Here is an 18438-nt window from a genome sequence, read left to right as displayed (position 1 = left end):
TTTTGGGCAATCAAAAATGAAACATGAAATCGCCTGGTGTTAAAAACTAAAATAATGCGATTCCATAGACCTTTAAAAAATAAATTTTACATATGAAAAAATTAGTTATATGTTTAGCCATTGCTGCTGTTGTGGTAAGCTGTAAAAAAATCCAGGCTGGCGGAAATAAAAACATTATTAAGCTGGAAGAAGGAGCAGACCGGTATTCTGACGATGAGCAGACCAGCGGCGAGCAGGATAATCTTTCTGAATACAGGGGTGATGCACATGACGGGCATGAAACGCCTGTAAAAACAGATACTGCGGGGGCTGTAGAGCATAAAGCAGAAGACGGAAGACATTCTGATGCTACTCCTATACCGGAAGGGTCGCAGACTCCGAAAGCTGAACACTAATTATTTAAAATACAAAGGATATCCTGCAGAAATGCAGGATATTTTTTTTGATAGCCACTGCCTTTTCCCTAAGGATAAATATAATTCGGAAAATTCTATTTTTTGTTTGTTCCCGCAAGGTATTTTTTTTACTTTTAACAAAATAAAATTTTAGAATGCAAGAGACCTTAAATTACATCAATGAAAACAAACAGCGTTTTGTTGATGAATTATTTGAATTATTGAGAATCCCTTCTATTTCTGCAGATCCTGCCTATAAGAATGACGTTTTAAAATGTGCAGATGTTGTAGCAGGATACCTTAAAAATGCCGGTGCCGATAATGTAGAAGTCTGTCAGACCAAGGGATATCCTATTGTGTATGGGGATAAAATTTTAGATAAAAGCCTGCCGACGGTCTTGGTATACGGACATTATGATGTTCAGCCCGCAGACCCGCTGGAATTATGGACCAAACCTCCTTTTGAACCTTATATTGAAAAAACCGATCTTCACCCTGACGGAGCAATCTTCGCAAGAGGTTCAGCAGATGATAAAGGCCAGTTTTTCATGCATCTGAAAGCTTTCGAAGCCATGATGAAAACCGATGCGCTCCCTTGTAATGTCAAATTTATTTTAGAAGGGGAAGAGGAAGTAGGCTCAGTAAGCTTAGGCGATTTTGTTAATGAAAATAAAGAGAAATTATCTTGCGACTGTATTTTAATTTCTGATACTCACATTTATAGCAACGAACAACCGACTGTTACAACAGGTTTGAGAGGGTTGAGCTATGTAGAAGTTGAAATTGAAGGTCCAAACAGAGATTTACATTCCGGACTTTATGGTGGAGCAGTTCCGAACCCTATTCATGTGCTTTCAAGAATGATTGCTAAATTAATCGATGAAGACGGTCATATCACAATCGATGGATTCTATGATAATGTAGAAGCAGTTTCTGATGCCGACAGAGCGGACATGAATAAATTGAAAGACAATCCTGAAGAGTTCAAAAAATCTATCGGATTAAGTGGAGTTGAAGGAGAAAAAGGCTACACAACGCTTGAAAGAACATCTATTCGCCCAACACTAGACTGTAACGGAATTTGGGGCGGTTACACAGGAGAAGGTGCAAAAACAGTTATTCCTTCTAAGGCTTCTGCCAAAATTTCTATGCGTTTGGTTCCTTATCAGACTCCAGAAGAGATTACAGAAAAATTCACCGCCTATTTTAAGAAACTCGCTCCGGACAATGTAAAAGTGAAGGTAACGCCGCACCATGGAGGAATGCCATATGTATTACCCACTGATACCAAAGAATTTGCAGCAGCGAAACAGGCGATGGAAATGGCTTTCGGAAAAGAGGTTCTTCCGTACAGGGGCGGTGGAAGCATCCCGATTACTGCCATGTTCGAACAGGTGTTGAATGCTAAATCTGTTTTAATGGGATTTGGGCTGGACTCTGACGCCATCCACTCTCCGAATGAACATTACGGATTATTCAATTTCTATAAAGGGATTGAAAGTATTCCGTTATTTTTTGATAATTATGCGAAAAATAAATAGTCTTTAATACAAATGACAATTTTTTTGTTAAAAAACTTTTCTACATCATAAAAAAAAAATATCTTTACAACATAACAAAAAAAAATTATTATGCGAAAAATTTTTACATCTTTAGCTGCATTGGTATTTGCAGGAACTACTTTTGCACAGGTGATTACGCAAAGTTCTACACCTACTACAGTTAGTCCCACAGGTTCAGTAGCTTGTGGCAGTCAGGCAAACGGTTATACCGCAGATAACTCTTATATCAGAGTTTTCAAATTGTCAGATTACGGAATTAATTATACTTATAACATTACCAATGTTGCATTTGGCGTTCAAACGGCTAATTCATCATTTCCGGTTGAAGTAAATGTTTACAACTGGACGGGAGGGACATTTCCAACAGGAACGGCTACTCTTTTAGGTACCGCAAACGTTGCTCTTACAACTGATAGTCCGGGAACAATAGTAAATACCGGTACATCTTTGACTGCAAGTGTGCCAGCAGGCTCTACATTTGTTTTGGAAGTTTATCACGACGGTGATGTAGAACCGCCACAGTCTTTTTATATGGGAACAAACCCTGGTGCACAAACGGGCCCGTCATATCTTTCTTCTGAAACTTGTAATATCCTGACTCCTACAGCAACCGGTACAGGCGGACTGGCTGCATTTGCAACGGCCAGATGGGTAATGACTGTTACAGGACAAAATGCTACTTTAGGAACAACTGAAGTGATCAATTCAAGAGATTTGCAGATTTATCCAAATCCTGTTAAAGACGTTCTTAAGTTCAAGTTTGCCAATAATCTGAAATCTGAATCTATCGAAATTCATGACATGAACGGTAGGGTAGTTACTTCAATCTCTAATAACAAAAATGTTAATGAAGTAAATATGTCAGCTTATACAACAGGAAATTATATCTTGAGAGTAAAAGCAAGCGACGGCAAAGTTTATATTCAAAAAATTATTAAAGAATAATTACTGATAAATATTATCTTTATAAAACGCTCCGATTGGAGCGTTTTTCTTATTTTTAAGAACTAAAATCCCAAAAAAATATGTTAGAAAATAAAGTAGCTTATATCACCGGAGGAACTAAGGGTATTGGTTTCGGAATTGCAAAGATCTTGCTTGAAAATGGGGCTTCGGTGGCATTTTCAGGAAGAAAAAAAGAGGAGGTGGAAAAAGCAGAGCAGGAATTGAAGCAATATTCTGAAAATGTTCTGGGAATTGTTTCCGATGTAAGAAGCCTTGAAAGTGAAGAGGAAGCTGTGCAGCAGATTAAAGAAAAATTTGGGCCGCTGGATTTTGTCATTGCCAATGCCGGACTGGGCGTTTTCAAACCGGTAGATCAGCTGACGGCAGAAGAATGGAATGATATGATCGAAACCAATCTCACAGGTGTTTTTTATACATTAAAAGCTTCTGTGGAAGAACTGAAAAAAACGGAAGGATATTACATCACCATTGCCAGTCTGGCAGGCGCAAATTTCTTTGAAAACGGATCAGGATACAATGCTTCGAAATTTGGTGTGGTTGGTTTTACCCAGGCTGCCATGATCGATTTAAGAAAATATAATATCAAATCAACGGTTATTATGCCGGGATCCGTAGCTACTCATTTTAATGGGAATACTCCGTCAGAAAAAGATGCCTGGAAAATCCAGCCGGAAGATATGGGGAACCTGGTCCTGGATATTTTAAAAATGAATCCGAGGGTTTTACCAAGCAAGATTGAATTCAGGGCAACTAAGCCTGCTAACTGAAAAACATCTAATGCGCTGAATAATAAATTCATAAGTATTATGCATGCATAATATATTTTTTATTTATATTAGCAAGATAAATTCAGATAAAATCCTGGTGTAAAATACAGCGGTTTATAGTCAGGAAAACAATAAAACAGTACACTTGAAACCGAAAGGTTATATAGGACAACGAAAAATTTAAAACAACATATATGAAAATATTAGTTTGTATAAGTAGTGTTCCGGATACTACTTCTAAAATTAACTTTACAGCAGACAAATCTGCTTTTGAAAAAAACGGGATTCAGTGGGTCATTAACCCGTTAGATGAATTTGCACTTACCAAAGCGATTAAGCTTCAGGAGTCTCAGGGCGCTACGGTAACCGTAATCAATGTAGGTGATGCTGTTACAGAACCTGTTATCAGAAAAGCACTGGCCATCGGAGCCAATGATGCGATAAGAGTAAATCTTGATCCGAAAGACAGCTATTCTACGGCAAAAGAAATTGCGGCAGTTGCTCAGAATGGTGGATATGATCTGATCCTTTGCGGTAAAGAATCTATCGATTATAACGGAGGTTCTGTTCCGGGAATGGTTGCCCAATTATTGAACCAGCCTTTCGTCAATGCATCTATAGGCCTTGATGTAAACGGAAGTGAGGCGACAGCCGTAAGAGAAATTGAAGGCGGAAAAGAAACGATCTCCGTAAAATTACCGGCTGTTATTGCAGGTCAGAAAGGATTGGTGGATGAAAAGGATCTTATCATCCCGAATATGAGGGGCATTATGTCTGCAAGAACAAAACCTTTGCAGGTAGTGGAGGCAACTTCTTCTGAAGTGAAAGTCCAAGGCGTTTCTTACGACAGTGTTCCGCCGAGAGGAGCTGTGAAAATGGTTTCTCCTGATAATCTTGACGAATTGGTAAGATTGCTTCACGAAGAAGCTAAAGTGATCTAAAAGTTGGAAGCTGGAAGTCATAAAAGGGAAGTTTAATTCCTGCTTTTGAATCCAATCTTTCCAATTATTAAATTTTTTAATCTTTAAATTAATTTAAAATGGCAGTATTCGTATACGCAGAAAATATAAACGGAGTTTACAAAAAGGCAGCTTTTGAAGCGGTTTCCTATGCTAAAGCTGTAGCAGACCAGGCTGGAGAAACCGTTACCGCGATTTCTGTAAACCCTACGGATTCTTCAGATCTGTTGTACAGATATGGAGCATCAAACGTAATCAATATCAAAGATGAAGGTCTTAAAAATTTCTCAGCAAAAGCTTATGCACAGGCTGTAAAAGAAGTGGCTGACGGGAATATTATTGTTTTCCCTCATACTACGGATGCCTCTTCCGTTGCTCCGATGTTGGCAATAATGAATGGGTATTCTTTAATTACCAACGTTCTGGAGGCTCCGGAAAGCGTTTCTCCGCTTCAGGTGAAGAGAAGGGCATTTTCAGGAAAAGGATTTATGCATGCCAAAGCAGAAGGGACCGGGGTGATCATTACGGTTTCCCAGAATGCTTTCGGGGTTAAGGAAAATGCAGTTTCAGGTTCTGAAGAAGTAAAGGAATTATCTGTTTCCAATGAGGATACAAAAGTACTTTCTCATGAGCAGAGTTCAGGGAAATTAGACCTTAAGGAAGCAGAAATTGTAGTATCTGCAGGAAGAGGATTGAAAGGTCCTGAAAACTGGGGAATGATTGAAGATTTAGCAGAGGTCCTGGGAGCGGCTACTGCCTGTTCAAAACCGGTTTCGGATATCGGATGGAGGCCTCATACAGAACACGTGGGACAGACCGGTAAAGCAATTGCACCGAATCTGTATATCGCAGTAGGAATTTCAGGAGCCATTCAGCACTTGGCAGGCGTTAACTCTTCCAAAACAATCGTCGTAATCAACAGTGATCCTGAATCTCCGTTCTATAAATCGGCAGATTACGGTGTTGTAGGGGATGCTTTCCAGATTGTTCCTGCTTTAACGGAGAAGATTAAGGCACTAAGAGGATAAAATACCATTATTGGGTTTTGCCTTGCAGATCAATAATGATATTTAAAATTATAACGAAGCAAATTCATATATAAAAGCCCTCTCCGGGCTTTTATTTTTGTCTGAAAAGTAAAAAAAATTTTGAAAAATTAATCTATATTTGTAGCCATGGATTATAAACAGCTAATTATTCGCGGAATATCGTACAGCCAGACTCAATCCGGGGCGTACGCATTGTTATTGGAACATGAAGAAACACATATAAAATTACCTGTTGTTATAGGGAATTTCGAGGCGCAATCCATTTCCCTCGGTCTGGAGAAAGACATTCATCCGCCCCGCCCCCTTACCCACGATTTATTTACAAAATTTATCGCTTCTGTCAATTATGAACTGGTATCTGTCATCATTTATCAGATTGTAGACGGAGTCTTTTTTTCAAATATTAATTTTAAAAATAAAAGTAACGAAGAAGAGCTTATTCTTGATGCCAGGACTTCTGATGCGGTGGCTATGGCTGTAAGATTTGATGCTCCGATCTTTACCACCCAACAGGTACTGAACGAAGCCGGCATTCTTCTGGAACTGGAAGATACTTCTAAAGAAGAACAGCCGTTTTCCGAAACGGTTCAGAGTGAAGACAGCTTGAAATCTGTTTCTATGGAGGAACTTCAGAAATTACTGGAAGAAGCCGTAAAAGAAGAAGATTTTGATACCGCTCTGGAGATTCAGGAAGAAATCAAAAGGAGAAAAAAGAAAATCGATTAAGATATTATAGATACACCATGAGTTTAAAATTACGATTGACCATTCTCAGTTTTCTGCAGTTCTTCGTTTGGGGAGCATGGCTGATTACAATAGCGAACTTTTGGTTCGGCACAAAACATTGGGATGGCGCTCAGTTTGGTGCTGTGTTCGGAACAATGGGGATTGCCTCTATTTTTATGCCGACCATCACCGGAATCATCGCCGACCGCTGGGTCAATGCGGAACGGATTTTTTCAGTTTTGCATATACTTTACGGAATCGTGCTTTTTATCCTGCCTCACTCTGCAGACCCGGATTCCTTCTTTTATATCATGCTTTTGGCCATGTGCTTTTATATGCCGACCATTGCTTTGGCCAATTCAATTTCATACACCATCCTTAAGAACAGTGATCTTGATGTCGTGAAAGACTTTCCGCCGATCCGTGTTTGGGGTACTATAGGGTTCATTGTAGCGATGTGGATTACCAATCTTACAGGAAATAAGGCTACGGAAGGCCAATTCTATATTGCCGGAGCTGTTGCTGTTTTCTTAGGAATCTATGCCCTGACATTGCCAAAATGCCCACCGCAGAAGTTAATTGATAAAGATGCTCCATTGACTGAACAATTAGGACTTAATGCCTTTAAGTTGTTTAAAGATTATAAAACTGCATTGTTTTTCCTGTTCTCTATGTTGCTGGGCGCGGCATTACAACTCACCAATGCTTATGGAGATGTTTTTCTTAGTGAGTTTGAGCATTTCCCGAAATATTCAGATTCTTTTGTAGTACAGAGGTCTACGATCATCATGTCGATCTCCCAGGTATCCGAAACATTATTTATATTGGCTATTCCATTTTTTTTGAAGAGATATGGAATTAAAAAAGTAATGCTGATATCGATGTTTGCATGGGTTTTAAGATTCGGATTCTTTGCCTATGGAATTCCCGAAGGGTATGGCTTAAGTTTAATCGTTCTTTCATGTATCGTTTACGGAATGGCGTTCGATTTCTTTAACATTTCAGGATCGCTTTTTGTTGAAACCACTACAGACAAAAAAATCCGTTCTTCAGCCCAGGGATTGTTCATGATGATGACCAATGGTTTCGGAGCCGTTTTCGGAAGCTATGCAGCCGGTTGGGCAATTGATAAATTCTTCACTCATAAATTTACAACCGCATCATCTTTGTCTTCGTATCTTGAGACAACTCCTGACAATCCTACTTTTTTAGAAATTCTGAAAAAAAGTTTTAACGCTGTTGTTAATCCGGATGGAACACTATCATCAGTTGTTATGGTAAAAGACTGGCATAATATCTGGCTTTCTTTTGCAGCTTATGCCTTAGTTCTTGCCATTTTGTTTGCGGTTCTGTTCAGACATAAACACAATCCTGAAGAAATTTCACAGATAAAACATTAATTTTGTATCATCTATAATTAATTAAATTGCATTTTTAAAAAAAATGCAATTTTTTTTGTTTTTGAAGCAACCATTTAAAAAATAGGGCGTCTTAGTAAATAGAAACTGATCAATGAATAACTTAGAAGAGAATTTTAAACTGGCAAAAAAACGAGACCGAAAGGGGCAGAAAGCTCTTTACGATATGTTTTCGGCAAAAATGCTCGCCATTGCAAACTCTTATGTTAATAATCTTCATGACGCAGAAGACATCTTAATGAATTCTTTTTTTATCTGTTTTTCAAAAATTGATGAATGCAGAGAATGGAAAAGTTTTCAGTTTTGGCTCAGGAAAATTGTGGTCAATAATTCAATCAGTTTTATCCGGAAAAATAAAAATATTCTTTATACGGATATCGAAATCAATACTATTGAAAATGCAGAAGAGGAATGGAAAGATGAAATAGAAGAAATTAATATAAATGAAATTTTTTCTAAGATGCCCGATGGATACAGGTTGATTTTTAATCTTTATGTTTTTGAAGATAAAAAGCACCACGAAATTGCACAAACCCTCAATATTTCTGAAGGCACCAGTAAAAGCCAGCTGAGCAAATCTAAGAAATGGATCGCAGATTTTTTAAAACAAAAGAAAGATGAAAAACAATATATTAAATAGGTTAAGGTCTGACTATGAAGAGCATGAAATAAAACCTTCATCGGAACTTTGGGATCAACTTGAACAAAAGTTGGATGAAGCACCTGAAATCGTGCCTACAATACCCTTTCAATGGTGGAAATATGCAGCTGTAGTTTTATTACTGATTTCTTTAGGAATTTTTATTTATAATAAAAACAGTTTTGATTATAAAAAAACAGATTATATTGCTAAAAAGAAACTGGAAAAAACGATAAATCAAGTAAATAATGATTTACAAAATGAATCTTCTATTCCCAACAGGCTAGTCGAAAAAAAGGAACTGAAAATTGCTGTTGAAAATCAAAAAGTCAATAATAATAGTTTTAATTTACAAAAAGAATCACAATCGGTTCAACCTTCAATTTCAGAGTTTACAGCATTTAAAATGACTGTCAAACCAACCGAAAACATTACAATACAACCTGCTAAAATTGAAATAAAAAATCCCCATTTTCCTATTATTGAAGAAGTCAAAAAAGAAAACCCCGTTTACATCAGTTCAAATGAACTTCTTTTGGGGAGAGAATTTGATAAAGTAAGAAAAAATCCTTATAAAAAGGATATAAAATTCAGCATTTTTCATCTTGACAAAGCAGTACCGAATATAGATAACGTCACCGTTTTAGGAGTTACTGTTTACGTAGATCCTAAATAAATTGTAAAATTTTTTAAAATTAATATACTGTTCATTTAAAATGATCAGCGCTAAAATATTGTCTTAAATAATTAAAAGATATGAAAACAAAAATTGCTTTAATGACCATCATGATGACTTTTTCATTTGCTTCTGCACAGGAAAATGCACATGTTAATCCTTCTATGAAGAATTATTCCAGAAAGATTGACAGCATCGTAGTTTCGGAAAAAATAAAAATGAATAAGGAACTTGATGATATTGATCAGGATTTTAAAAAAAATAAAATCGATGGTAATGAAAAACAGAACTTGAGAGCTGATATTGCATCAAAATATGAGCAGGCAATTAATGAAAAAATAGATGCTCAGAAATTGGAATTCGAGGAAATAACCAGACAAATGGTAAAAGATGCGATTTTAAAACCTAATGATTCTTTACGTAATGATAAAAATCAGATGGTGTTTGGATTAGGCGGTATTAGCGTTCATATTGATGAAGATAAAAAAATACCCGCAGATTATCTTCATTCCTGGGAATATGCTATTGCACTTGTAGGAGCAGGATATACTTCCAAAGACAAACCGTTCAGGTTTTTTGATAAAAATTCTGATTTTAAGAATACTGTTTTTAATTCTGCCGGTTTTATAATAAGGTATGAAAACCAGCTTGGAGGTTTCAAAAGTCCTGTTTTTTATCGTTTGGGAGTTGGTTACCGTTGGGATCAGTCGAATGCCAAATACGGAAGAGTGTTCAGCCAGGAACATCATGCTTTAGAGATTACTGATTTTACGAAAGGAGATCTGAAAGAAACTTATATCAATAATCATTATATTTTTATTCCTGCTGATCTTAGATTTATTCTGAATCCTAAATACATTGAATATGATGGTGTGAAATACTTAAACAACAAGGTAAACCAGTTCAGTATCATTGCGGGTGTATATGGAGGCGTTAGAGTTGCCAGCAATATTTACAACAGATATTCCAATGAATTCAGCAAAAGAATTGTAGAAAGAGAAACAATAAACCACGGGCTGAATGATATTATTTTTGGCGGAAAACTGGGAATCCGTTATGCAGGATTCAATCTGTATGTTCAAAAAGATTTTACACCGGCATTCAATAATAATGCGAATCTCACCCATAAATATGGACTTCAGATCGGAATTGAGTTAATGAATGTCCGTTTTTAATTATCTAATGATTGCCTTTATATATTATATAATGATTAAATTTTTGTTAATTATTTTATCATTTATGAAATACTAATGAATAAAATTTACTTTTAAAACACATTTATTATAAGTGTGTTTTTTTTTGTATTTTGGTACTTTAAGAAATATGAAAAATATTCAAATATTAGGATTGTTATTGGTGGTCGCGGGAAGCTTTCTGCCACTGGTTCATATTCCTGTTATCGGAAACTGGAACTATTGGAAACTCGATCATTATCTGGCTATTGCATGTTGGATTCTTTCCGCAGGAGTTATGTTTGGGATTGTAAACAACAGTGTGAGAGCAGCAAGGATTTTTGCGGTTCTCTTAATTATTTTATTTTCATTCACTTTATTTGCTGTAAAGTATCAGGCTTCTGAATATTTCAGGTTTATGCCTTTTAAATCATGGCAGGATAAACTGGCGGGTATTGTAAAATTAAGATGGGGGTGGATTGTGGAATTTTTAGGTGCTTTCATCATCATTTTTACTGGAAATAAAAAATAACAGCAATCTAAAGTTTTTTATCATACTGAAATTAGTGTTATACCAAACTATAATCTCAATTTGAATTTTGAACTTATTTAATCTGATTTTGATCAACATCGAGTTAAAATTAAATCTAAAGATATATTTAATAAAATAAAAATAGAATTATAAAAATGAAAGAGGTATTCATTGTTTCCGCAGTAAGAACCCCGATGGGAAGTTTTATGGGAAGTTTATCAACGGTTCCGGCTACAAAATTAGGATCTGTTGCAGTAAAAGGAGCATTAGACAAAATCGGTCTGGATCCGAAAGCGGTTCAGGAAATTTATATGGGAAACGTTTTACAGGCTGGGGAAGGACAGGCCCCGGCACGTCAGGTAGCTTTGGGAGCAGGCCTTTCTGTTGAAACGCCTTCCACTACGGTCAATAAAGTTTGTGCTTCAGGAATGAAAGCAGTGACCATGGCTGCTCAGGCTATCAAAGCCGGTGATGCAGATGTCATTGTTGCAGGAGGTATGGAAAACATGTCTTCTGTTCCCCACTATTATAACGCGAGAATTGCAGCCAAATTAGGCGATGTAAAAATGCAGGACGGAATGGTATTGGACGGTCTTACAGATGTTTATAACAAAGTTCATATGGGAGTTTGTGCAGAAAAATGTGCCACTGACTATGGCTTCTCAAGAGAAGATCAGGATCAGTTCGCCATTGAATCTTACACCAGAGCTGCCAAGGCATGGAGCGAAGGAAAATTTACTGATGAGGTAGTTGCCGTAGAGATCCCTCAGAGAAAAGGAGATGCCATCATCTTTGCTGAAGATGAGGAATACAAAGCCGTGAAATTTGATAAAATCCCGACACTTCCAACCGTTTTCAAAAAAGATGAAGGGACGGTGACTGCCGCCAATGCCTCTACACTTAACGATGGTGCGTCTGCTTTGATCCTTGTTTCCAGAGAAAAAATGGAAGAATTGGGTCTTAAGCCACTGGCAAGAATTGTTTCCTATGCTGATGCTGCCCAGGAGCCTGAGAATTTTACCACAGCACCTTCCAAAGCATTGCCGATTGCACTTAAAAAAGCAGGTTTAGAGCTTACAGATATTGATTTCTTTGAATTTAATGAGGCTTTCTCCGTAGTTGGTTTGGCCAATAATAAAATTTTAGGTTTAGATGCTTCTAAAGTGAATATTCACGGGGGAGCGGTAGCATTAGGTCACCCGCTGGGAAGTTCAGGATCAAGAATTATTGTGACCCTGATTAATATTTTAAAGCAAAACAACGGGAAATATGGTGCTGCAGCCATATGCAACGGAGGTGGAGGTGCTTCTGCCATTGTTATTGAAAATATACAATAATCATTTTTTTTGATAACCGATCTATCCGGAAGTTCAGGCTTCCGGATTTTTTGTTTTGAGAAACGTATGGCTGCTGTTCCGGGACATAACAGAAGTGGGATTTTGAATAAGATAAATCTTGAATGTTGTTAGAAACAAATACCATCACTATATTATACCTAATAAAACAAACCAAAAAATCATCTGTATTTTAACCCAATAATAAAATTTCTCCGAAACAAAATAAAAACCATTGAATATGCAATGGTTTTTCTATTTTTGTGCTACTAATATATATTTGAAATGTCTGAAATTGAGCATCTGCAAACTCAAAACATAAAGAATAATCCGAAAATCATGAAAGCATGGGCAGTCTATGACTGGGCTAACTCGGTATACTCTTTAGTAATTACTTCTACTATTTTCCCGATTTATTATTCCATTCTTACCACGGCTTATGAAAAGAAGGAATATGTGGAAGCGACAAAAACATGGATTGATGTTCCGGTACGGCACATGATCAAGATTTTTGGTAAAGAATACCAGCCGGATGCCGTGTACGGATATTCACTGACGATCTCGTTCTTTATCGTTGTTCTCCTGTCACCGTTCTTATCTTCCCTGGCAGATACGATCGGAAATAAAAAATCTTTCCTTCAGTTCTTCTGCTATCTGGGGGCAACTTCATGTATGGGGCTGGCGATGTTTACGGGAATGCACAATGTCTTTCTTGGTTTGCTGTTCAGTATTACGGCCAGTGTAGGATTCTGGGGAAGCCTCGTGTTTTACAATTCTTTTTTACCGGATATTGCGACACGGGACAAACAGGATGCGCTTTCTGCAAAAGGTTATGTGTACGGATACATCGGTTCTGTAGTTTTGGTAGTAATCTGTTTGGTATTGATTCAGGTTTTTGCCAAAGGTGCCGCACAGCAGCTACTGTTCACCAGGATCAGCTTTTTGCTGACAGGAGCATGGTGGTTTGGTTTTTCTCAGTATACTTTCAAGCACCTGCCTCAGTTTGGGGATGTGAAGGAAAAGCTTCCGAAGGACCTGGTTTTGTTAAATTATAAAAACATTTTTAAAAGGCATGAAGAGCAGGGAGGTTTCTTCGAGGTTTTAAAGGATAACCTGAGCTTTTATAAAGATATTGCCAAAGAAAGTTTTCATGAACTTTTTAAAGTCGGGAAAGAACTTTTTAAACACAGAAACTTAAAGTTTTTCTTATCAAGTTTCTTTTTCTACAGCGTAGGGATGCAGACTATTTTTCTGATGGCCACATTGTTCGGAAAAAGTGAAATCAATCTTCCGCAGGATAAATTGATCGGGACCCTGTTGATTATTCAGATTGAAGCCATTATCGGGGCCGTGGTTTTCTCAAGATTATCAAGAAAAATAGGAAATAAAAACGTTATCTCAATTGCCATTGTCTTATGGATTGTTGCCTGTATCTGGGCATACTTCCTGAACAAAGAAAACCCTACGGTTGAATATCAGTTTTATGGTGTAGCTGCGGTGGTGGGTCTTGTGATGGGCGGCCTGCAGGCGATGTCACGGTCTACCTATTCCAAATTGCTGCCAGAAAACTCTATGGAAAACACCACGTTTTTCAGTTTTTATGACGTTCTGGAGAAAATTGCCATCATTGTAGGAACTTTTGTATTTGCTTTATTTATTGATAAATATGATGCGCTGATCAGGATTTTTGCTAAGATTGACATCACGCTTCCTTCAGCATCAGGGATGAGGTTTGCCGCTTTCTCTATGGCCTTGTTCTTTTTTGTAGGATTGATATTGATCCGGTTTATGAAATTGAATACGCAGAACAAATAATTAAAAAAATAATTTTGCAAAGGCGCTTTAAGCGCCTTTTTTTGTTTTTAAACCTTTATGTTACCAGTTTTATATTGTATAGGTTATTTTTTATTATTATAAAATTTAATTTTATTAAAACTGTAGCTATTTCTCATAATAAATATATATTTTTTGTTTATTTGCAAATTATAATTAATCGTAACAATGATAAAAAAAATTCTACTCCTCTGTATTCTTCAGTTTATGGTATTGGGCTTTTCTCAGAATATGAGACCTGTCGCCCAGAAAGTTTCCGAATATCATGCCCAGAAAAAAAACTTTGAAAAATTTGATCTGTTTACAGCAGACCAGATGTCAGATAAATTAGCTGAATACAAAAGGGCAGCTACAGACATCTCTGTAATTCGTGTCAATAATAAACAATTAAAAAAGCTGGTGTATGAGAAGCCGGAATATCTGGAACTGACATTTCCTTTTGACGGAAAACAGATTACAATAGAACTGTATAAAAACCAGATTTTCACCAATGATTTTAAAGTAACCACCAATAAAGGCGAAATTGTAAATTATACACCCGGAGCTTATTACCAGGGAATTGTAAAGGGAGATAACCACTCAGTTGTTGCGTTCAGCTTTTTTGATAATGATATTGTAGGAGTGGCTTCAACACCGGAATTGGGAAATATCATTGTAGGAAAAGTAAAAAATTCTGAAGACTTTGTCAGTTATTCAGATTCAAAACTCACAGGGATAAATCCTTTTATCTGCGGGATTGATGAATTAGCTGAAAATCAGAAGCAAAAAGTTTCTTTTAACCCTGAAGCACAGAAAAACACAGGGAAATTACTGACGCAGAACTGTGTCAGAATCTATTATGAAATATGCTATACTCCCTATGTAAACAATGGTTCTAATACGACCACTACATCCAACTGGCTGACCGCCATCCATAACAATATAGCAACACTCTATAATAACGATGATGTGAAGATTGCGCTGAACGAGATCTTTATCTGGACCACTGCGGATCCGTATACCGGAGCACCCAATGCCAATCTGGCCAGTTTCAGAGCGAACAGGCAGACATTCAATGGAGATCTGGCGCATTTGGTAAATCAGCCTTCCACCACAAGTGTTGCGTATATCAATTCCCTGTGTACAACAAACAGGCATGCTTACTCGGGAGCTTCCCAAACTTACAATAACGTTCCGGTTTATTCGTGGACAATTATGGCGATGACTCACGAAATGGGTCACAGCTTAGGTTCTCCCCATACCCATGCCTGTGCCTGGAACGGAAACAATACAGCCATTGATGGATGTGGCCCTGCCGCAGGTGCTGATGAAGGCTGCACCGGTCCTATTCCTTCTACTTCTGTAAAAGGGACTATTATGAGTTATTGCCATTTGATTTCGGGAGTCGGAATTAATTTTACGAACGGCTTTGGCCCTCAGCCGGCTGCGCTGATCAGGAATACAGTAGATTCCAAGGCTTGTCTGGGAACCAATTGTACAACCGCCTGTTCCACAACCATCACGGGATTGTCTGTTTCAAATATTACGCAGATTTCTGCCAATGCGGCATTTACCGATGCAGCCTCTGCTTCCTGGAAATATAAGCTGACGAAGTTTGACGGAACTCCGGTTTCCACAGGAACCACAGCGACACCGTCATTCAGCTTTTCAAACCTTCAGCCGGCAACCTATTATCTGTTGTCAGTAGGAACGGATTGTTCAGCAGGATATCAGAGGACACAGATGTTCATGACAGACGGCGACTGGTGTGGCGGAACTTTATTTACAGATACGGGAGGGACGACCGGAAATTACGGCGATAACCAGACGATTGTAAAAACATTCTATCCGAGTTCAGGAGCACTGACCATGAATTTTACAGAACTTTCTTTAGAAGAGGATTATGATTTCATGTATGTTTACAATGGTCCGTCTACCAGCTCACCGATGTTTACAACAGGGAATGCTCTAACGGGAACTGTGGCACCGGTATCCTTTACATCCACACATCCTTCAGGAGCTATCACCGTGAGATTCGTTTCAGATCCTGCAGAAAATGAAAGCGGATGGAAAGCAAATTTTTCATGTGCCGTACTGGCAGTGGAAGATGTGAATACAAAAGATTCTTCAGTAAATATCTATCCGAACCCAGCAAGAAATACAATTACAATTTCATCTAAAGATGCTTTAAAGTCATTTAAAATGTATGACGAAGCAGGAAGGTTGATTAAATCAGCATCTTCTCTGAAAGGAACGAAGTATGACGTAAATATTTCTGAAATGCAAACCGGCAATTACGTGGTCACTGTAGAAACAGAAAAGCAGAAGGTCACTAAAAAACTGATCAAACAATAATTTAAACAATTGATATTAAAAGCCTGATTTTTTCAGGCTTTTTTGTTAAGTATAAGGTATACTTAAAATCAGTTAAAATAGTTGTGACGATTCGGCTTGGATTTTGCATGTATTCAGCAGAATAATCATAAATTTGCAAAAGTTTATTACTTACATAACAAATGACGAACCCTTTATTTTACGCGAAAATCATTTTGTTCGGAGAATATGGAATGATAGAAGATTCCCGGGGCCTTGTAGTTCCCTACAGTTTTTATAAAGGGGCACTGAAGTTTTCAGATCTCGGTTCTGAATTTGAAAAAAAATCAAATCAGCATCTTCATGAATATTCGGATTTTCTTTCCGTACTTGAGGTATCAGATGAATTCAAACTTGATATCGAAAGCTTTAAAAAAGATATTGAAGACGGGCTGTTCTTTGACTCAAATATTCCGCAGGGGTATGGAGTAGGAAGTTCAGGTGCTTTGGTCGCTGCGATTTTTGAAAAATATTCGGCCAATAAACTGAATCCTGAAACTATTTCCAAAGATAACCTCAAACAGCTTAAAGCGGTTTTCGGAGAAATGGAAAGTTATTTCCACGGTAAAAGTTCGGGGATGGATCCTTTGATCTGTTACATGAACCTGCCGATTCTTATTGAAAATAGGGAGAACTTGGATAAAGTAGCCATTCCAGACGGTGAAGAAGGAAAAGGAGCAATTTTCCTGATTGATTCGGGAATTACAGGAGAAACGGGTCCCATGATTCAGATTTTCTTTGAAAAAATGAAAACCGAAGGATTCCGTAAAACGCTAAAGGAGGAGTTTATCCGCTACAATAATGCCTGTATCGATGCTTTCCTGAAAAAAGACATGAATCCGTTTTTCAGAAACCTGAAGAAACTTTCCTATTGGGCATATGAACATTTTCGTCCGATGATCCCCGAAAGTATTTTTAATATCTGGAAAAAAGGTCTCGATTCCAATGCGTATTATCTTAAGCTCTGCGGAAGCGGCGGCGGCGGTTATATATTAGGCTTCACCAAAGATTACGAAAAAGCAGAAAAAATGCTTGACGGTTTCCAGAAAGAAGTAATTTACAGATTCTAAACTGTTGTAAATGAATTCTGAAAAAGAAAATTTACAACAGAGAAATTATATACAGAAATCTTTTTTTTACAGATTTTCACAATTTGTGGGCTTTCTTCTGGGAGCCCGCTTTTTTATTGCCATCCTGCTCACTTTTGCGCTGTACGTCTCAACCTTTTTCCTTTTCAATCAGGATGAAACCTTCAGGAAATTTGTTTTTGATTTTAAAGTTCACGGCATTATTTTCTGTACCGTTCTGACCATTCTGGCAGGAGGGACCATCAACCAGTTTTATGATTTTGAAAAAGATCATATCGTAAAGCCTTTCAGAACGAGAATCCAGAGCTTTATCAAACAGAAATATTTTCTGTACGCCTATTTGTTTTTAAGTGTAATTTCCCTTGGAATTGCATTGATGATCTCACACAGGGTATTTATATTTTTTGTCGTCTATCAGTTTTTCATGTGGCTGTACAGCCATAAACTCAGCCGTGTACTGATCTTAAACAACCTCACTTTTGTAAGCCTTACCCTGTATCCGTTCTTCGGAATGATGGTGTATTATGAAACCTTTTCAAAGAAGGTTTTGTTGATGGCCGTGTTTCTGTTTTTGATCCTTCTCTGCATTGATATCGTAAAAGATACCTTAACGAAAAGTGTTGACAAGGCCTTTGGCTATACTACCGTACCGAATCATTTTTCAAACAAGACCACAAAAACAATCATTGTTTCATTACTGGTCATTACCATGGCCGTTTCAATGAAAATAATAATGAGGACCGGAATTTCCGGATTCATGGCCTATTATTTTGCAGGAGGACTGTTTGTTATGACGCTATGCATTTATTTGATTCTCAACCATTCCAGGAAAAGTAAATTTCTGACACTCAATATTCTGAGATTTTGGGTTTTTGCAGGGATTATCGCAATGCTTTTTAACGGGATTGAAGGTAAATTATAAAAAAATCCTTTAAAAAACCTTTCCTAATTATTACCTTTGCAAAACCT

17 protein-coding genes are annotated in these 18438 nt (G+C 37.4%); all 17 read left to right on the top strand.

What is annotated here, in order from left to right; translation table 11 throughout:
* Positions 1–92 precede the first annotated feature (92 nt).
* Positions 93–395, top strand: coding sequence for a hypothetical protein (locus tag H561_RS21925; RefSeq protein WP_034761098.1), 303 nt, complete (start codon positions 93–95; stop codon positions 393–395).
* Positions 396–550: 155 nt separating this feature from the next.
* A complete protein-coding gene (locus tag H561_RS0102110; RefSeq protein WP_027385505.1) occupies positions 551–1936 on the top strand; it encodes a dipeptidase in 1386 nt (461 codons plus the stop codon).
* A gap of 90 nt (positions 1937–2026) precedes the next feature.
* The gene (locus H561_RS0102105; protein ID WP_027385504.1) at positions 2027–2902 is read left to right on the top strand and encodes a T9SS type A sorting domain-containing protein; all 876 of its coding nucleotides are present in this window, start codon (positions 2027–2029) and stop codon (positions 2900–2902) included.
* Between the two features lie 80 nt (positions 2903–2982).
* Positions 2983–3690 (top strand): SDR family oxidoreductase, encoded by a 708-nt coding sequence (locus H561_RS0102100; protein ID WP_027385503.1) that lies wholly within the window; start codon positions 2983–2985, stop codon positions 3688–3690.
* A gap of 194 nt (positions 3691–3884) precedes the next feature.
* Complete coding sequence (locus H561_RS0102095; RefSeq protein WP_027385502.1) at positions 3885–4631, top strand: electron transfer flavoprotein subunit beta/FixA family protein; 747 nt, start codon at positions 3885–3887, stop codon at positions 4629–4631.
* A gap of 98 nt (positions 4632–4729) precedes the next feature.
* A complete protein-coding gene (locus H561_RS0102090; protein WP_027385501.1) occupies positions 4730–5677 on the top strand; it encodes an electron transfer flavoprotein subunit alpha/FixB family protein in 948 nt (315 codons plus the stop codon).
* Positions 5678–5824: 147 nt separating this feature from the next.
* The gene (locus H561_RS0102085) at positions 5825–6424 is read left to right on the top strand and encodes a bifunctional nuclease family protein (protein WP_027385500.1); all 600 of its coding nucleotides are present in this window, start codon (positions 5825–5827) and stop codon (positions 6422–6424) included.
* Positions 6425–6441: 17 nt separating this feature from the next.
* Positions 6442–7824, top strand: a complete 1383-nt coding sequence (locus H561_RS0102080; RefSeq protein ID WP_027385499.1) for a nucleoside permease — start codon at positions 6442–6444, stop codon at positions 7822–7824.
* Between the two features lie 112 nt (positions 7825–7936).
* Positions 7937–8482 carry an RNA polymerase sigma factor gene (locus tag H561_RS0102075; RefSeq protein ID WP_027385498.1) on the top strand — a complete coding sequence of 182 codons (546 nt, stop codon included), beginning with the start codon at positions 7937–7939 and terminating at the stop codon, positions 8480–8482.
* Positions 8460–9158: a hypothetical protein gene (locus tag H561_RS0102070; protein WP_027385497.1), complete on the top strand. Its 699-nt coding sequence runs from the start codon at positions 8460–8462 to the stop codon at positions 9156–9158. The genes H561_RS0102075 and H561_RS0102070 overlap by 23 nt, the downstream gene beginning before the upstream one ends.
* Positions 9159–9238: 80 nt before the next feature.
* The gene (locus H561_RS0102065; protein ID WP_027385496.1) at positions 9239–10333 is read left to right on the top strand and encodes a hypothetical protein; all 1095 of its coding nucleotides are present in this window, start codon (positions 9239–9241) and stop codon (positions 10331–10333) included.
* A gap of 148 nt (positions 10334–10481) precedes the next feature.
* Positions 10482–10862, top strand: a complete 381-nt coding sequence (locus H561_RS0102060) for a hypothetical protein (protein WP_027385495.1) — start codon at positions 10482–10484, stop codon at positions 10860–10862.
* 155 nt (positions 10863–11017) lie between these two features.
* Positions 11018–12199, top strand: coding sequence for an acetyl-CoA C-acyltransferase (locus H561_RS0102055; RefSeq protein ID WP_027385494.1), 1182 nt, complete (start codon positions 11018–11020; stop codon positions 12197–12199).
* A 282-nt stretch (positions 12200–12481) separates the two neighbouring features.
* Positions 12482–14011, top strand: coding sequence for an MFS transporter (locus H561_RS0102045; protein WP_027385493.1), 1530 nt, complete (start codon positions 12482–12484; stop codon positions 14009–14011).
* A 186-nt stretch (positions 14012–14197) separates the two neighbouring features.
* On the top strand, positions 14198–16363 hold the full coding sequence (locus H561_RS0102040; RefSeq protein WP_027385492.1) for a T9SS type A sorting domain-containing protein: 2166 nt from the start codon (positions 14198–14200) through the stop codon (positions 16361–16363).
* A gap of 161 nt (positions 16364–16524) precedes the next feature.
* Positions 16525–17451 carry a mevalonate kinase family protein gene (locus H561_RS0102035; RefSeq protein ID WP_027385491.1) on the top strand — a complete coding sequence of 309 codons (927 nt, stop codon included), beginning with the start codon at positions 16525–16527 and terminating at the stop codon, positions 17449–17451.
* A gap of 10 nt (positions 17452–17461) precedes the next feature.
* On the top strand, positions 17462–18391 hold the full coding sequence (locus H561_RS0102030; RefSeq protein ID WP_027385490.1) for a UbiA family prenyltransferase: 930 nt from the start codon (positions 17462–17464) through the stop codon (positions 18389–18391).
* Positions 18392–18438: the final 47 nt, after the last annotated feature.

The sequence above is a fragment of the Chryseobacterium gregarium DSM 19109 genome (genome assembly GCF_000430845.1).
Classification (GTDB): Bacteria; Bacteroidota; Bacteroidia; order Flavobacteriales; family Weeksellaceae; genus Chryseobacterium; species Chryseobacterium gregarium.
This window is presented reverse-complemented; position numbering and strand designations above follow the sequence as displayed.